Consider the following 15672-nt stretch of genomic DNA (forward strand, 5'->3'; position numbering starts at 1 on the left):
CGGCCGAAAAGGCCACCGAATGAACCGACTCCCACCCGGCCTTGCTATGCCGCCATGTCTGACGCGGGGAACCGACTGCGAAAGCGATCCGACGCTGAGCCGGACCGCGCCCGCGGGCCGCGGAGCAAACCGCATGGCACCGGGAAGGGGACCTTATCATTACAGAGCGTCGCGACGTTTTGGCAAGGTCCTTAATCTTTGATCCGCCGCACTGTCCGGGCGTCGCCGCGCCGGACCTCCGCCCGGGAACGCCGGAAATCCAGCCGTCCCGGGCGCTGTCGCCCTCGGGACACAAGGGGCGCCGAAGTGGAACGCGGCCCTTGAGGAACGGTTAACCATCCCGTCGGTATCCCGTAGAGGCTGGCTCACGCGATAGCCCGCTCGCGAGCACGCCGCTCCGGCGTGACCGTCCTCACGGGGATGATTGCCGGAACGATGCCGAGACGCGCCCGCCTTCTCCGCTCCGTCCTCCTTGCCCTGGCCTGCGCCGGAGCGCTCCCGCTCGCCGGGTCCGGCGCGCGGGCACAGGATACCGACAAGGCGCGTGGCACCGCCTCCCAGGCGGCCGTCGCCATCGCGGCGGACCTCGCGACGAGCAACGGCACGACGAAGCTGACCCTCACCCTCTCCCGGGCCATCGACGCGAAGGCCTTCGTGATGGAGCGCCCCGATCGGGCCGTGATCGATCTGGCGGAGGTGAACTTCCAGCTCGGACCGGAAACGGGCCGGAAGCGCGACGGGGTGGTCGCCTCCTTCCGCTACGGGCTGTTCGCGCCGGGCCGGTCGCGCATCGTCGTCGACCTCGCCCAGCCCGCCACGGTGGGACGGATCGAGACCATGACGCGCCCGCGCGACGGCGCCGTGCTGCTCAGCATCGAATTCCAGCGCAGCGACCGCGAGGCCTTCCGACGCGCCTCGGTGGCGAGCGATCCGGCGCCGGCCCAGCGCAAGGTCGCGACCCTGCCGGAGCCGACCGATGCCCGTCCCCTGATCATGGTCGATGCCGGCCACGGCGGCACCGATCCCGGGGCCATCGCGGCCACCGGCGTGTTCGAGAAGGACATCGTGTTCGGTTTCGCCCAAGCCCTCGTCACCCGGCTCGAGTCCAGCGGGCGCTACCGGGTCCAGATGACCCGGGACCGCGACGTCTTCGTACCGCTCTCCGAACGCGTCCGCCTCGCGCGCGACGCCAAGGCCGACCTGTTCGTCTCCATCCATGCGGACTCGATCTCGTCGGCCCCGCAGGTGCGGGGCGCCACCATCTATACGGGCTCCGAGAAGGCCACCGACGCCGAATCGGCCAAGCTCGCCGAGCGCGAGAACCGCGCCGACGCGGCCGCCGGCACCGAATCGAACGAGGGGCCCGGCCATGTCGCCGATATCCTCCAGGAACTCACCCTGCGCGAGACCCGCACCTTCTCCTCCGGGTTCGCCAAGCGGCTGATGACCCATCTCGGGCCGGTCATGGAGATGAGCGCCAAGCCCCACCGCGAGGCCGGATTCCAGGTGCTTCGCTCGCCCGACGTCCCCTCCGTGCTGGTGGAACTCGGCTACCTGTCCAGCAAGCACGACCTCGACCTGCTGCAGTCGGAGGGTTGGCGCGCCGAGGTGACCGGCGGCATGGCCAAGGCGATCGACGCCTTCTTCGGCAGCCGGACGTCCCTGACCCGTCCGCAACCGCCCCGTCGCTCGGCGGCAATCGCCCCAGTTTCACCATAGAATGCGTGTGAAACCGGGGCTCACAGCGCTCCGGTCACACCGATGCCGAAGGTCTCGGCAGGATTGATCGCGGCGCGCTTGAGCGAACGCCGCCGACATCGTGGGCTCGACCGCATTTCACGCGGCGGGACTCTTGCATTTCGGGATGGGACACGGTCCGAGGAGGCACGCGCCATTGTGGCGGGTGCTCCCGCGGCCGGCCGGCGGCGGTGGATCATCGACGGACGGGACCCGGATGCGCTTCATCCTTCGTTTCTTCGGCTTCCTGTTCAGCGTCGGCGCGATGGTCTTCGTGATCGCCGCCGCGGCAGCCGCGTTCTTCTACTGGAAGTTCAGCCAGGACCTGCCGGACCACGCCGCGCTTGCGAACTACGAGCCGCCCGTGATGAGCCGCGTCCATGCGGCGGACGGCTCGCTGCTGGCGGAGTACGCCAGCGAGCGCCGTCTCTACCTGCCGATCCAGGCGATGCCCAAGATCGTCGTCGCGGCCTTCCTCTCGGCGGAGGACAAGAACTTCTACAAGCACGGCGGCGTCGACCCCGAGGGTCTGGTGCGCGCGGCGCTGACGAACTTCAAGAGCGGCAAGAAGCAGGGCGCCTCGACCATCACCCAGCAGGTCGCCAAGAACTTCCTCCTGTCCCCGGAGCAGACCTTCGAGCGCAAAGCCAAGGAAGCGCTGATCGCCTTCCGGATCGAGGCCGCCTACTCGAAGGATAAGATCCTTGAGCTCTACCTGAACGAGATCTTCCTCGGCACGATCGTGCCCGGCCGCAACCTGCACGGCGTCGCGGCGGCCGCGCTCGATTATTTCGGCAAGTCGGTCCACGAGTTGACGATCAACGAGGCCGCCTATCTCGCCGCCCTGCCGAAGGGGCCGAACAACTATCACCCCTACCGCCAGACCCAGAAGGCGCTCGATCGGCGCAACGAGATCATCGGCCTGATGGCCCAGAACGGGTACATCACCAAGGAAGAGGCCGAGGCCGCCCGCAAGATGCCCCTCGGCGTCAATCCGCGCGTCGCGTTCGCCAACGCCGCCAACGCCAACTACTTCACCGAAGAAGTCCGGCGCGAGATCGCCGAGCGCTACGGCGAGAAGAAGCTCTACGAGGGCGGCCTCTCCGTGCGCGCCACCCTGGACCCGAAGATGCAGTCCTGGGCCCGCAAGGCCCTGGTGGACGGCCTGGTCCGCTACGACCAATCGCATGGCTGGCGCGGCGCGCAGGCCAAGGTCGATCTCGTCGGTCGCGACTGGGGTCTGGCGGTCGCCGAGGTTCCCGGTCTCGGCGACGTCGCGCCGTGGCGCCTTGCGGTGGTGCTGAACACCACTGGCGGCTCGGCCCAGATCGGCCTGCAGCCGCGCCGCGAAGCCTCCGGCCAGGTGTCGAAGGAGCGCGAGACCGGTACCATCACCGCCGAGGGCACCCGCTGGACCGGGCGCTCGCCCGCCGCGGCGCTCAATGCCGGCGACGTCGTCTATGTCGAGGCGACGGATACGAGCCGAAACCAGTACCGCCTGCGCCAGCGTCCTGAGGTCTCCGGCGCCATCGTGGCGATGGACCCCTATACCGGCCGCGTGCACGCGATGGTCGGCGGTTTCTCCTACGACGAGAGCCAGTTCAACAGGGCCACCCAGGCGATGCGCCAGCCCGGCTCGTCGTTCAAGCCGATCGTCTACTCGGCGGCCCTGGACAACGGCTACACCCCGTCGTCGATCGTGCAGGATTCGCCGATCACCATTGAGGCCGGTCCCGGCCAGGAGGCCTGGACGCCCTCGAACTACGACGGCAAGTCCGGCGGCCCGCACACCCTGCGCTACGGCATCGAGCACTCGAAGAACCTGATGACGGTGCGGCTCGCCAAGGACGTGGGCATGCCGCTCATCGCGGAATATGCCCGCCGCTTCGGCGTCTACGACGACATGCTCCCCGTGCTGCCGATGTCGCTCGGCGCCGGCGAGACCACGGTCATGCGCATGGTCACCGCCTACTCGATGCTGGCCAATGGCGGCCGGCGCATCCGCCCGACCCTGATCGACCGCATCCAGGATCGCGTCGGCGAGACCATCTACAAGCACGACAACCGCAAGTGCCTCGGCTGCGACGCGGACAAGTGGTCGGGTCAGGACGAGCCAAAGCTCGTGGACGATTCCGAGCAGGTCCTTGACCCGCTGACCGCCTACCAGATGGTCTCGATCATGGAAGGCGTGGTCCAGCGCGGCACCGCCACCATCCTGAAGCAGGTCGGCAAGCCCCTCGCCGGCAAGACCGGGACGACCAACGACGCCAAGGACGCCTGGTTCGTCGGCTTCTCGCCGGACCTCGCGGTGGGCGTCTATCTCGGCTTCGACAAGCCGCGCTCCCTGGGCGACCGCGCCACCGGTGGCGGTCTCGCCGCCCCCATCGCCCTCGACTTCCTGAAGCAGGCGCTCAAGGACAAGCCGCCGACCCCGTTCCGCGTGCCCCCGGGCATCAAGCTGATCCGCGTCTCGGCCGCCTCCGGCATGCGCGCCGGCTCGGGCGAGGGCGGCGGCACCATCCTCGAGGCCTTCAAGCCCGGCACGGCCCCGCCCGACGCCTACGTCGCCGCGCCGGCCCAATCCTCCGGTGCCCCGGCAGCCGTTCCGCCCGATGCCGATCGCGCCGCGCAGGCCGGCGGGCTGTACTGAATCCACTGTAAAAGACGCCAACTGGAACAACGCCCCGGAGACACCTCCGGGGCGTTGTGTCGTTCAAGCCGATTTTCGCGCGAGAGCGAGGTCCGCGAGTTTCTCGATGTTGAAGCTCGTCTGCGGCAGTTCGATCATGAACCGCTCGGCGATCTCGGCGACGACGAAGTCCGGTTTCACCCGCGCGATGTAGCCCCAGTCGATGCTCGTCGACCACAGGACGTGAACCTCGCGAAAGGTGTCGGCGAGAAGCGGCGTCAGGCTGCCCATGTGCGGGGACGAGGTGTGGTGGCCATAGGAATCGGCGAACAGCACCAGCCGACGCGGATCGGCCTCGCGGGATTCATTCCGGTAGACCACATGGGCGCCGATATGCGCCGCCTGACCCCGGCCCTCCGCCTCGAAGGCGGCGACGAGGTCATTGGCGTGGATGCGCCGTGCCGCCGTCTCGAACAGGCAGGATTCCACCGTCTCGCTGCGGATCGGATCGAATTTCAATCCAAGATCGCCGGCATAGGGCGCCGGTGCGCCGACGCGGCGCTGGAGGATATCCTGGCGCGGGGCGAGACCGAGGTGGCGGCAGATCTCGCCATAGGCGAGACGAAATCCGGCGAAAGTCCAGTGACTGTCCGTTCGACAGTAGAGCGGTACCTCGGCGGCGCGGGCCCGGAACGGTCGCACGAGATCGATCCAGTGGCGCCGGGCCGGCGAGAAACGGAGCCAGCGCTCCAGGCGCAGGACCGGCGCACGCTCGGGGTCGTAGGCGAGCCCGTCGCAGGCCTGCGGATAGATCGTGAGCTTCTCCGGCGCCACCACGTGGGCATACCGGGTGCCGAGGCCGGCGCAGCGCCGCACACGCGCTTCCAGGATGCGGCGCCAGCGCCAGAGGGTGGCGCGCGGCACCCCCGGCTCCCGGTATTGGGCCAGCACGGAATTGGTGCCGCCGGTCAGGAAGAGCCAGCCGTCGCGGCCGACATGCACGTCGGGGTGCTGATCCGGCGCCGGATCGCCGGGGGGACGCGCGATGGTGAAACCCTCAGTCATCGCGCGCTTCTAGCGGGCGCGCACGAAAGGCGCACCCTCATCCGGCGGCCCGCTTCTACACGATCAGAATCCAGCGCGGATCCCACCGAAGATGCTGCGGCCGACGCCCGGGTAGAACGCCACCGGACCGCCCGCCACGGTCCGGGCATCCGTGACGACGGAGATGTCCGAGACGTAACGGGTGTCGGTCAGGTTGCGGGCATCGACGAAGACAGAGACGCCGTTCTGGAAATCGTACCCGGCCTGGATGTTCAGGAGGGCATAGCCCGGCACCTTCAGGCTGTTGGCATGGTCGGCGAAGGCGCCCTGCGGCACCCAGTCGACGGAAGGACTGACGTGGAAGCCCTCCCGGTTGCGATAGGTCAGAACCGTGCGCAGCACGTCGCGCGGGATACCGGCGATCTGATTGTCGCCGAAGACCGGGTCCCCGAGGAACCGGAAGTCGTTGTGGGTCCAGATCTGAGAGACGACGACGCCGTCGCCGGTCCCGATCAGGTCGCGGGCGAGGTCGAGGGAGACGGCGGCCTCGACGCCCTGGTGACGGGTCCGGGGCGCGTTGAAGGTCGCGGCCGGGATGTTGAGGCCCGGATTGATCGAGAAGTTGATCAGTTCGTCGCGGATCTCCGAGCGGTAGAGAGTCACGTCCCAGGAGAGCCGGTCGATGCGGCCGCGGGTGCCGGCCTCGTAGGTCACGGCCCGCTGCGCCCGTAGCGGGACGAAGGTGGTGTTCAGGGTGTTCTGCTGCACGAGGTCGGAGAAGTCCGGCACGTCGCGCGATCCGGTGATGTCACCGAACACCTGCAGGTCGGGCAGAGGCTGCCACAGGAGGCCGACTTTCGGGTTGATCCCCGCATAGGTCTCGTTGGCCGACGAAGGAAATGCGTTGGCGCCGGTGAAGCCACCCTTGTTGCTGTAGGTCCGATTTGAAGAGAACGCCTTGGCCCCCGCCATCAGGGCGACGTCCGGCAGGAACCAGAACCGGTTCTCGCCATAGGCTTCGTAGTTCGAGGCGCTCTGCACCGCGCGCAGCGTCTGCGCGCCGCGCCGGCCGGCGACGTTGACGAACTGGAGCGCCGAATTCTGCCCGGCGAAGGCGCGCAGACCGAGGATCAGGTCGTTGCGATAACCGGCGACGTCGAAGGTCCCGGCCCAGTGCGGCGCGATCCCGTAGGTCCAGCCGTCCTGGTCGATGACCTGGAAGATCGGGTGGTAGAGCGATTTGTGGATCGCCCAGGTGTCGATATCGAGCTTGCCGACATCGAGCAGGAACGACGTGCGGTTGGCGATCCGCTCGGTCTCGACCTTGCGGGACTGGTTGCCGGAGATCGCCGACGGGTTGGCGAGGGTCGGATTGTTCAGGGCATTGAAGAGGCTGAGTGTGCCGGGGAGCTTCTGGTCGGTGAGGTAGACGCCGGTATAGAAGCGCGTCTCGACGCCCGGCGCGAGCTGGTAGCCGAGATTGGCGTTGAAGTTTTGCGTCCGTTGGGTCTCGTGGTCGCGGTAGCCGTCGGAATTGGTGATCGTGCCGTTGACCAGCAGGTCGACCGGACCGGAGATCCGCGAGACCTGGAAGTTCTCGCGGATGGTGTTGAACGCGCCGCCATCGATGCGCAGGATATTGGGCGCAAAGGCCGTCTGCGCCGTCGGCGTGACGACGTTGATGGCCCCGCCCAGGGTCGTGGCCCCGAACGTCAGGGCGTTGCCGCCCTTGTAGACCTCGATCGAGCGCAGCCCCAGCGGGTCGACCTGGTAGAAGTCGCCGCTGCCGTCGGCGAGGTTCAGGGGGATGCCGTCCTGGAGCAGTTCGAGGCCGCGCAGGTGGAAGCCGCGCGAGATGCCCGAGCCGCGCACGGACAGGCGAAGTTCCTGGCCGTAGCGCTCCTGCACATAGACGCCGGGCACGTCCTTCAGCGTGTCGCGCAGGGTGTTCGCGTAGCGGTCCTGGAAGTCCTTGGCATCGACGAAGGCGACCGAACCGACGGTGGCGTTCACCGCGGCGCGCTGGGCCGCGACGCTCGGCACCGTCAGGGAGCCGGCCGAGGCTCCCTCGATACTGAGTTCGGACAACGTCGCGGCGGCCGTCTCCTCGGCATGGGACGGCGTCGCGGCCGTGACGAGGGTCAGGAGCGAGGCACCCCCGAGAAGGCCCCAGGCGCAGGCCTGGCGACGCGAGGGACAGCGATGGGACACATCTTGAGGCGTGAGCATGGAACAGGCTCCGGACCATGGGCCCGCGCTTCGCGACACGGCGAAGGGGCCTGGCATGATCCCGGTGGAAGACGGGTGGGGAGGGGGACGCCGCGCGGGGGGAGCACGCGGCGGAACGATCGGTCGGGCCGTGCCGATGCCGGCCACCGCAAGGCTTCGACCCGGCGGGACGCGGCAGGATCAGGCCGGCTCTCGGTTCCCCGGGGTCGGGGGACCGCGCTGTCAGTGCTCGTGGTGACCCGGTGCCGTCGAGGCGGCCGCGGGCGCACCCGGCTTCATCGCGCCGATCGGCGCCACGCTGAAGCTGACGGGCACGGTGCCGGCGCGTTCGAAGCGCAGCGTCCCCTGAACCATCTCGCCCGCCTTCGGGCCGCTCGAGAGATCCTCGAACATGAGATGCAGGCCGCCGGGCTTCAGCTCCACCGTCTCGCCCGGCTTGATCACGAGCCCACCGTCGACCGGAGCCATCTTCATCACGCCGCCCTCCATGCTCATGGAGTGGATCGAGGCGCGTCCCGCCAGGGGGATCGAGGCACCGACGAGGCGGTCGGCCTGGCTGCCGGTGTTGGTGACGCGGACGTAGCCGCCCGCCACCTTGGCGCCGCCGGGCGTGGCGCGCATCCAGGGGGTCTCGATGCTGAGATCCCCGGCCTTCACGCTCGACGCCTCGGCCCGAGACGGACCAGCGGAAGCGGCGGCCACGATCCGGACCCCCGGGGCGGGGGATTTCAGCGCATGCGCGTCCTGTCCCGCCGCCGGGATCTCGCTCCAGCGGTACTGGCCGGTGGCACAATCCTGCTCCACGGGGAAGTAGACCGTGCTGCCGGGCGTGAAGGCGTCGCTGACGCGCGCCAGGAAGGTGAACTCGTCGACCTGATCGTCGGGCAGGCTGCCGCCGGTCCAGGTGATGGTCTTCACGCCCTCGCGGATGTCGCCGTGATAGTACGGATAGGCACGGGCGTAGGCGCCCTTCTCGGTCGTCACCGTCCAGCCGGGCTTCGGCATCGGCTTGGCGCCGATGACGCCCTCCGGGATGGTGACGCTGACCCGGTTGGTCGGCTGGCCGTCGCAGCCATGGGTGATCTGGACGACGCCGCGATAGCCGGCGTTCGGGCTCGCCTCCTTGCGCTCAAGGGTGGCGTGCGCGAGGGCGGCGGTGGCGGACAGCGTGAGGAGAAGGCCTGCGAAGAGCTCGGCCCGGGGGATGCGGTTCATCGGATGGTCCGTGTCTGATGGGATCGGAGAGCGGCGATCGAATCAGACGGTGGGCGGACCTCGGGGATGGGGAATCGCGCCCGGCGGTCCACGGGCGGAAACGGACGCCGCGCGAGACCACGTGACCCGGCGCATCGCGCGGGCCGGCCAGACGATGGTGCGGGCCGAGACGTCCGGCAGCGCCGCGTGCAGCATCGGCCCGGCGACGGTGCAGCAGGGCTGGTGATGGGCGTGGGTCGAATCGGGTACGCCCGGACCGGCATCGTCGTTGAGCCCGAGGCAGAGGATACCGTGTGACGCGGAGACGGGCAGGGGCACGAGGCCGCTCAGGACGGCATGCAGGACAAACGCATAGAGCGCGATCACCGCGGTGATCGCGCGCAGCGGGGCCCACCCTCTGGGGCCAGCCTGGTTCGCCGGAAGCCTCATCGTCGTTCGGCTTACGTCATCGGCCATCGTTTCGCCATGCCGATTCCGCGCTGCGACACCGTGCTGTGGCACACGGGCCGCAGTCGAGAGGATGTGTCCGGGGATCTCGGGGATAAGACGCGCCGTGCCACAATGTGGCCGGGTCCCCATGAGTTCTTAACCGTACCCCGACACGGTCGTGACAGGGGTGTTCGAAGACCTCGGCGCGCGTCGCCGGGACCGACGACACCGCAGTCACGTCGTAAATCAGATCAGAGTTCACGTCCGATGCTGAATCAGGCTTTCCACACCCGCGCGCTCGGCTTCGCGCTGCTCGCATCGGCGGCCGTCATCGGCCAGTCGGCGACGGCGCGCGAGGCCGGCGGTTTCGCCCAGGCCGAGTGGGCGCAGGACTACGCCTCGCCCGCCGCCATGCAGGTGCAGCGCTCCTCGACCCCGATCCTGTCGCCACAGACCGTGGCGGCCACGGAGCAGATGATCGAGCGCTACCGGGACATCGTCAATCGCGGCGGCTGGAAGCCGGTCTCGGGCGCCGACCGCCTGCGCGTCGGCGCCAAGGGTCCGGCGGTGGCCGCCCTGCGGCAGCGCCTGATCATCACGGGCGACCTCGACCCGGCCTCCGGCGGCTCGGGCGTCTACGATTCCTACGTGGCGGCCGGCGTGAAGCGCTTCCAGGCCCGGCACGGCCTGAGCCAGACGGGCGCCATGAGCACCACGACGCAGCAGGCCATGAACGTGCCGGCGGACGTGCGCCTGCACCAGCTCGAGATCAACGTGGTCCGCCTGCGCTCCTACGCCGGCAACCTCGGCAACCGCTTCGTCATCACCAACATTCCCGCCGCCCTGGTTCAGACGGTGGAGAACGGCCAGGTCGTGACCCTGCACGCCGCCGGCGTCGGCAAGATCGACCGCCAGTCGCCGATCATGAACACCAAGGCGACGCAGATCAATTTCAACCCCTTCTGGACGGTCCCGGCTTCCATCGTGAAGAAGGACCTCATCCCCAAGATGCAGAAGGATCCGACCTATCTCACCGAGAACAAGATCCGCATCTTCTCCGGTGAGACCGAGATCTCCCCGGCTTCGGTGAACTGGAACTCGGACGAGGGCACGCGCTACCGCTACCGCCAGGATTCGGGCGCCGACTTCAACTCGATGGGCATCGTACGCATCAACATCCCGAATCCCTACGGCGTGTTCATGCACGACACGAACACCAAGGGCGTGTTCGGTGACGACTTCCGCTTCATCTCCTCGGGCTGCGTCCGCGTGCAGAACGTGCGCGAGTACATCACCTGGCTGCTCAAGGACACGCCCGGCTGGGGCCGCGAGCAGGTCGAGCAGGCCATCGAGAGCGGCAAGCGCGTGGACGCCACCCTGTCGACGCCGGTGCCGGTCTACTGGACCTACATCACGGCCTGGTCGACCCCGGACGGCCTCGTCCAGTTCCGCGACGACATCTACAAGCGCGACGGCGTGAACGTGCCCTCGACCCTCTCGGCTCCGACCCCGGTCGCCAGCGCCGAGCAGGTCCAGAGCTTCGAGCCGGGCGACGAGGAGAACTGAGCCTCTTCACCGACTTCGGACCGGCCGACGTTTGAGGCCCGCACCCCCAGGTGCGGGCCTCTTTGCATCGTGCGGGCCTTCTTGCCTTGTGTATGCGACGCCACGACACGGGTTGTTGTCGCGTCGACTCTGCGCGCCGCGCTCTGTGCTGAATTTTTTTGAGCACACGCAAAAAAATGCCTGTGCTTGGCCTTGGAACTCGTCGCGTGTAGTAATCCAGCCTTCGAACGCCCGCCCGCTAACGCCAGCGGATTACGGGTGCGTCCGCCCGTTCAACAATCGAGGCTTTCCATGAGCGCCGGTACTGCTGCCGACAAGCACTTCTCCAACTCGTTCTTCGCTGCTCCCCTCGCGGACGCGGATCCGGAGATCGCCCAGGCGGTGGCCCAGGAACTCGGTCGCCAGCAGCACGAGATCGAGCTGATCGCCTCCGAGAACATCGTCTCGCGCGCGGTTCTCGAAGCGCAGGGCTCGGTGCTGACGAACAAGTACGCCGAGGGCTATCCGGGCCGGCGCTACTATGGCGGCTGCCAGTTCGTCGACATCGCCGAGAACCTGGCCATCGACCGCGCCAAGCGCCTGTTCAACTGCGGCTTCGCCAACGTGCAGCCGAACTCCGGCAGCCAGGCGAACCAGGGCGTGTTCCTCGCCCTGATGCAGCCGGGCGACACCTTCCTCGGCCTCGACCTCGCGGCCGGCGGCCACCTCACCCACGGCGCCCCCCCGAACGTCTCGGGCAAGTGGTTCAAGCCGGTCTCCTACACCGTGCGCCGCGACGACCAGCGCATCGACATGGAGCAGGTCGAGGCCCTCGCTCACGAGCACAAGCCCAAGGTGATCATTGCCGGCGGCTCCGGCTACCCGCGCCACTGGGACTTCGCCAAGTTCCGTGAGATCGCCGATGCCGTCGGCGCCTACTTCTTCGTGGATGCGGCGCACTTCGCGGGCCTCATCGCGGCCGGCGTGCATCCGTCGCCGTTCCCGCACGCCCACGTCGTCACCACGACGACCCACAAGACCCTGCGCGGCCCGCGCGGCGGCATGATCCTGACGAACGACGAGGCGCTGGCCAAGAAGTTCAACTCGGCGATCTTCCCCGGCATCCAGGGCGGTCCGCTCATGCACGTCATCGCCGGCAAGGCCGTGGCCTTTGGCGAGGCCCTCAAGCCCGAGTTCAAGATCTACGCCAAGCAGGTGATCGAGAACGCCAAGGCGCTGGCCGACACCCTGATGTCGAGCGGCTACAACATCACCTCGGGCGGCACCGACAACCACCTGATGCTGGTCGACCTCACCAGCAAGGGTCTCACCGGCAAGGCGGCGGAAGCGGCCCTCAGCCGCGCCGACATCACCTGCAACAAGAACGGCGTGCCGTTCGACACGCAGAAGCCCACCATCACCTCGGGCATCCGCCTCGGCACCCCGGCCGGCACCTCGCGCGGCTTCGGCGTCGCCGAGTTCAAGCAGATCGGCGGCTTCATCGTCGAGGTGCTCGATGGCCTCGTGGCCAAGGGCGACGAGGGCGATGCCGCGGTGGAGGCGAGCGTGAAGCAGCGCGTGCACGCCCTGACCGACCGCTTCCCGATCTACGGCTGAGGCGCAACGCCCCGCCGAGGGGTGCGCACGGTCGCTTGAACCGGCGGCCCTCACCATGCCATGCAGCGGCCGCGGACCCTCGGGTTCGCGGCCGTTGCCTTTTCCAGCGTTCCTTCCTCCCAGGTGTCCGTCCCATGCGGTGTCCCTATTGCGGCGGTCCCGACACCCAGGTGAAGGATTCGCGCCCGAGCGACGACGCGGCGGCGATCCGCCGGCGCCGGGTCTGCCCGGATTGCGGCGGCCGCTTCACCACCTTCGAGCGGGTGCAGCTGCGCGAACTCACCGTGCTCAAGCGCTCGGGCAAGCGCGTGCCCTTCGATCGCGACAAGCTCCAGCGCTCCATCGGCGTGGCCCTGCGCAAGCGCCCCGTGGACCCGGAGCGCATCGAGCGCCTCGTCAGCGGCATCACCCGCCAGCTCGAGAGCAGCGGCGAGGCCGAGATCGGCAGCGAAGCCATCGGCGAACTCGTGATGGAGGGCCTGAAGGGGCTCGACGACGTCGCCTACGTGCGCTTCGCCTCGGTCTACAAGAATTTCCGCGAGGCCAGCGACTTCAAGGCGCTGCTCGGCACCCTCTCCGATCCGGCAGCACTCCCGGACGGAACGGGCTCCGATCGCCCCGCCGCCGAGGACGAGACAGACGACGCGGCCGGAGATGACCTGACCGCGAAGATCACGCCTCTGCGGCCCAAGCGCCAGCCGAAATCGCGGGCGTGAGGAGAGACGGCATGACGAGCGACGGCATGCGCGAGACCGACCGCCGCTACATGCGCCTCGCCCTCGCCCTCGGGCACCGCAATCTCGGTCGCACCTGGCCGAATCCCTCCGTCGGCGCGGTGGTGGTGGCGGGGCCGCCCGGCGCGGAGCGGATCGTCGGTCAGGGGATCACCGCCCCGGGCGGGCGGCCCCATGCCGAGCCGATCGCCCTCGCCATGGCGGGCGAGGCGGCGCGCGGGGCCACGCTCTATGTCAGCCTGGAGCCGTGCTCCCATCACGGCCGCACCCCACCCTGCACCGATGCCATCATCGCCGCCGGCATCGCCCGTGTCGTGACCGCCCTGGAAGACCCGGATCCGCGGGTCGCGGGGCGCGGCCACGGGCTCCTCGCCGCCGCCGGCATCGCGGTGACCACGGGCGTCCTGGCGGAAGCGGCGGCCCGCGATCATCGCGGCCACGTCACCCGCGTGACCCGGGGGCGACCGAGCCTGCACCTCAAGCTCGCCCAGACCCGGGACGGCTTCGCCGGCGCGCCCGCCGAGCGCCTCCGGATCACCGGCCCCATCGCCGACGGCGCCGTACATCTCTGGCGGGCGCACGCGGATGCGATCCTGGTCGGCATCGGGACGGCGCGGGCCGACGATCCCTCCCTCACGGTTCGGCTCCCGGGCCTGTCGGACCGCTCGCCCCTGCGCGTCGTGCTCGATTCGAGCCTGCGGCTCCTGCCCTCCACCACCCTGGTGCGGAGCGCCCGCGATGTTCCGACCCTGATCCTCACCACCCGCCGGGCGCCGGTCCATGCCAGGCGCATGCTGGCCTCCTTCGGCGTCGAGGTGATCGGCGTCGATGCCGACGGTGCCGGACAGGTCGACCTCCAGGCTGCGCTCCGGGCGCTGGCCGAGCGGGGCGTGACGCGGCTCTGCTGCGAGGGCGGCCCGCACCTTGCCGATGCCCTCGCGGGTGCCGATCTCGTCGACGTGTTCACGCTCATCACCGGCCCGGGCAGCCTCGGCGAGAGCGGCGGCCTGCCGGCCATCGGTCCGGTGCTCCGCGAGCGGCTCGACGATGGCCATCTCGAACCCGTCGAAACCCGGATTCTCGGTCCCGATCGGGCCGTCACCTACGAGCGGAGCGCCTGAGATGTTCACCGGTCTCGTCACGGATGTCGGGGAAGTCGTGTCGGTCGCCGGCGACGACCGCCTGCGCCGCATCCGCATCCGCTCGCACTACGATCCCGCCACCATCGCGCTGGGTGCCTCCATCGCCTGCTCGGGCCCCTGCCTCACGGCGGTGGCGGTCGAGCCGACGCAGGATGGCTGCATCTTCGCCGTCGATGCCGCGGCCGAGACGCTGGCCCGGACCCACGTGGGCGCCTGGCGCGAGGGCCGGCGGCTGAATCTCGAACGCTCCCTGAAGATCGGCGACGAACTCGGCGGGCACCTCGTCACCGGCCATGTCGACGGCCTCGCCGAACTCGTCGCCCGCGATGCCGTCACGGGCGGCGCGGGAGATCCGCAATGGGCGCCCTCGGACCGCTTCACCCTGCGCGCGCCAGCCCAGCTTGCCCGCTTCATCGCCGAGAAGGGCTCCGTCTGCCTCGACGGTACCTCGCTCACCGTCAACACGGTGGACGGCGACCTGTTCTCGGTGCTGCTCATCCCGCACACCCTGGCCGTCACCACCTGGGGCGAGCGCCGGGCCGGGGACCGGCTCAACCTGGAGGTCGACCTCATCGCCCGCTACGCCGCGCGCCTGTCCGAGAGCCGCGCTGCGGAAGCCTCAGCGACGGTTCGCGCGCCGGGCGGGCCGGCGGGATAAACAGGTGCCGCGCTTGTCGCCACGCCGCCTACGGTCTATCGCTCGCGCCTGCGGGCGCAGGACACGTCCGGCCGGACGAAGCTTGCGCGCCGATGGCCCCCGGGGGTCCCGGCGGGCGCGCCCGGTTCCGGCCGTCGTGCCGTCCGCCGCTCGCGTCCCGTGAAGGCCCCTCGATGGTATCGCTCAGCTACGCTTCCCGCACCGCTCCCGCAAACGTCAAGGGTGCGCGCGTCCTCGTGGTCGAGGCTCGCTATTACGAGGATCTGGCCGACGAACTCCTGGCCGGTGCCGAGGGCGCCCTGGCGGCGGCCGAGGCCGTCGCCACGGTGGTGACGGTGCCCGGCGCCCTGGAGATCCCGGCCGCCATCGCGATCCTGGTCGAGGCCGCCGCCCGCGCCGGCCAGCCCTACGACGCCGTGGTGGCGCTCGGCTGCGTCATCCGCGGCGAGACCGGGCATTACGACATCGTCGCGGGCGAGAGCGCGCGGGCGCTGATGGACCTGTCCGTGACCCTGCGCCTTCCGCTGGGCAACGGCATCCTGACGGTGGAGACGGAGGCCCAGGCCCAGGCCAGAGCCCGGGTCGCCGAACTGAACAAGGGCGGCGGTGCCGCCGAGGCCGCGCTCGCGGTGCTGTCGCTGAAGCGCGACGCATCGGCGGCGTCGGTCGGAGAGGATTGAGCATCATGGCCAA

General features: G+C 69.4%; 12 protein-coding genes. 8 read left to right on the forward strand and 4 right to left on the reverse strand.

All coding sequences use genetic code 11. The features are described 5' to 3' along the window. Window positions 1-435: 435 nt before the first annotated feature. Together AC1MGR_RS08795 and AC1MGR_RS08800 are read left to right on the forward strand one after the other, a co-directional pair. Window positions 436-1719 (forward strand): N-acetylmuramoyl-L-alanine amidase, encoded by a 1284-nt coding sequence (locus AC1MGR_RS08795; RefSeq protein ID WP_480234331.1) that lies wholly within the window; start codon window positions 436-438, stop codon window positions 1717-1719. Between the two features lie 235 nt (window positions 1720-1954). Then, window positions 1955-4387, forward strand: coding sequence for a penicillin-binding protein 1A (locus AC1MGR_RS08800; RefSeq protein WP_480234332.1), 2433 nt, complete (start codon window positions 1955-1957; stop codon window positions 4385-4387). Between the two features lie 63 nt (window positions 4388-4450). Here AC1MGR_RS08800 and AC1MGR_RS08805 read toward each other — a convergent pair whose 3' ends face one another. The 4 genes from AC1MGR_RS08805 to AC1MGR_RS08820 all read right to left on the reverse strand — a co-directional run bounded on the left by AC1MGR_RS08805 (window position 4451) and on the right by AC1MGR_RS08820 (window position 9220). Then, on the reverse strand, window positions 4451-5431 hold the full coding sequence (locus AC1MGR_RS08805; protein ID WP_480234333.1) for an alginate O-acetyltransferase AlgX-related protein: 981 nt from the start codon (window positions 5429-5431) through the stop codon (window positions 4451-4453). A 63-nt stretch (window positions 5432-5494) separates the two neighbouring features. Continuing rightward, complete coding sequence (locus tag AC1MGR_RS08810) at window positions 5495-7639, reverse strand: TonB-dependent receptor family protein (protein WP_480234334.1); 2145 nt, start codon at window positions 7637-7639, stop codon at window positions 5495-5497. Window positions 7640-7861: 222 nt separating this feature from the next. Continuing rightward, on the reverse strand, window positions 7862-8854 hold the full coding sequence (locus AC1MGR_RS08815) for a DUF1775 domain-containing protein (RefSeq protein WP_480234335.1): 993 nt from the start codon (window positions 8852-8854) through the stop codon (window positions 7862-7864). A gap of 42 nt (window positions 8855-8896) precedes the next feature. Then, window positions 8897-9220, reverse strand: a complete 324-nt coding sequence (locus tag AC1MGR_RS08820) for a hypothetical protein (protein ID WP_480234336.1) — start codon at window positions 9218-9220, stop codon at window positions 8897-8899. A 330-nt stretch (window positions 9221-9550) separates the two neighbouring features. Between AC1MGR_RS08820 and AC1MGR_RS08825 the strand changes: the two genes are divergently transcribed. From AC1MGR_RS08825 to ribH, 6 genes are all read left to right on the forward strand, one after another. Next, window positions 9551-10849 carry a L,D-transpeptidase family protein gene (locus AC1MGR_RS08825; protein ID WP_108036518.1) on the forward strand — a complete coding sequence of 433 codons (1299 nt, stop codon included), beginning with the start codon at window positions 9551-9553 and terminating at the stop codon, window positions 10847-10849. Between the two features lie 291 nt (window positions 10850-11140). After that, the gene (glyA, locus tag AC1MGR_RS08830; protein ID WP_108036520.1) at window positions 11141-12445 is read left to right on the forward strand and encodes a serine hydroxymethyltransferase; all 1305 of its coding nucleotides are present in this window, start codon (window positions 11141-11143) and stop codon (window positions 12443-12445) included. Window positions 12446-12579: 134 nt separating this feature from the next. Beyond that, on the forward strand, window positions 12580-13161 hold the full coding sequence (nrdR, locus tag AC1MGR_RS08835) for a transcriptional regulator NrdR (protein WP_480234337.1): 582 nt from the start codon (window positions 12580-12582) through the stop codon (window positions 13159-13161). Between the two features lie 11 nt (window positions 13162-13172). After that, complete coding sequence (ribD, locus tag AC1MGR_RS08840; RefSeq protein ID WP_480234338.1) at window positions 13173-14300, forward strand: bifunctional diaminohydroxyphosphoribosylaminopyrimidine deaminase/5-amino-6-(5-phosphoribosylamino)uracil reductase RibD; 1128 nt, start codon at window positions 13173-13175, stop codon at window positions 14298-14300. Window position 14301: 1 nt separating this feature from the next. After that, on the forward strand, window positions 14302-14979 hold the full coding sequence (locus tag AC1MGR_RS08845; RefSeq protein ID WP_480234339.1) for a riboflavin synthase: 678 nt from the start codon (window positions 14302-14304) through the stop codon (window positions 14977-14979). A 173-nt stretch (window positions 14980-15152) separates the two neighbouring features. Further along, window positions 15153-15659 (forward strand): 6,7-dimethyl-8-ribityllumazine synthase, encoded by a 507-nt coding sequence (gene ribH, locus AC1MGR_RS08850; protein ID WP_108036526.1) that lies wholly within the window; start codon window positions 15153-15155, stop codon window positions 15657-15659. Window positions 15660-15672: the final 13 nt, after the last annotated feature.

It is taken from the genome of Methylobacterium sp. BI1, from assembly GCF_056680125.1.

What these genes read in the sequence shown, in the direction of transcription:
- ribH (WP_108036526.1), top strand. Translation starts at nt 15,153, where the DNA reads ATGGTATCGCTCAGCTACGCTTCCCGCACCGCTCCCGCAAACGTCAAG.
- glyA (WP_108036520.1), top strand. Translation starts at nt 11,141, where the DNA reads ATGAGCGCCGGTACTGCTGCCGACAAGCACTTCTCCAACTCGTTCTTC.
- AC1MGR_RS08810 (WP_480234334.1), bottom strand. Translation starts at nt 7,639, where the DNA reads ATGCTCACGCCTCAAGATGTGTCCCATCGCTGTCCCTCGCGTCGCCAG.
- nrdR (WP_480234337.1), top strand. Translation starts at nt 12,580, where the DNA reads ATGCGGTGTCCCTATTGCGGCGGTCCCGACACCCAGGTGAAGGATTCG.
- AC1MGR_RS08795 (WP_480234331.1), top strand. Translation starts at nt 436, where the DNA reads ATGCCGAGACGCGCCCGCCTTCTCCGCTCCGTCCTCCTTGCCCTGGCC.
- AC1MGR_RS08805 (WP_480234333.1), bottom strand. Translation starts at nt 5,431, where the DNA reads ATGACTGAGGGTTTCACCATCGCGCGTCCCCCCGGCGATCCGGCGCCG.
- AC1MGR_RS08800 (WP_480234332.1), top strand. Translation starts at nt 1,955, where the DNA reads ATGCGCTTCATCCTTCGTTTCTTCGGCTTCCTGTTCAGCGTCGGCGCG.
- AC1MGR_RS08845 (WP_480234339.1), top strand. Translation starts at nt 14,302, where the DNA reads ATGTTCACCGGTCTCGTCACGGATGTCGGGGAAGTCGTGTCGGTCGCC.
- ribD (WP_480234338.1), top strand. Translation starts at nt 13,173, where the DNA reads ATGACGAGCGACGGCATGCGCGAGACCGACCGCCGCTACATGCGCCTC.
- AC1MGR_RS08815 (WP_480234335.1), bottom strand. Translation starts at nt 8,854, where the DNA reads ATGAACCGCATCCCCCGGGCCGAGCTCTTCGCAGGCCTTCTCCTCACG.
- AC1MGR_RS08825 (WP_108036518.1), top strand. Translation starts at nt 9,551, where the DNA reads ATGCTGAATCAGGCTTTCCACACCCGCGCGCTCGGCTTCGCGCTGCTC.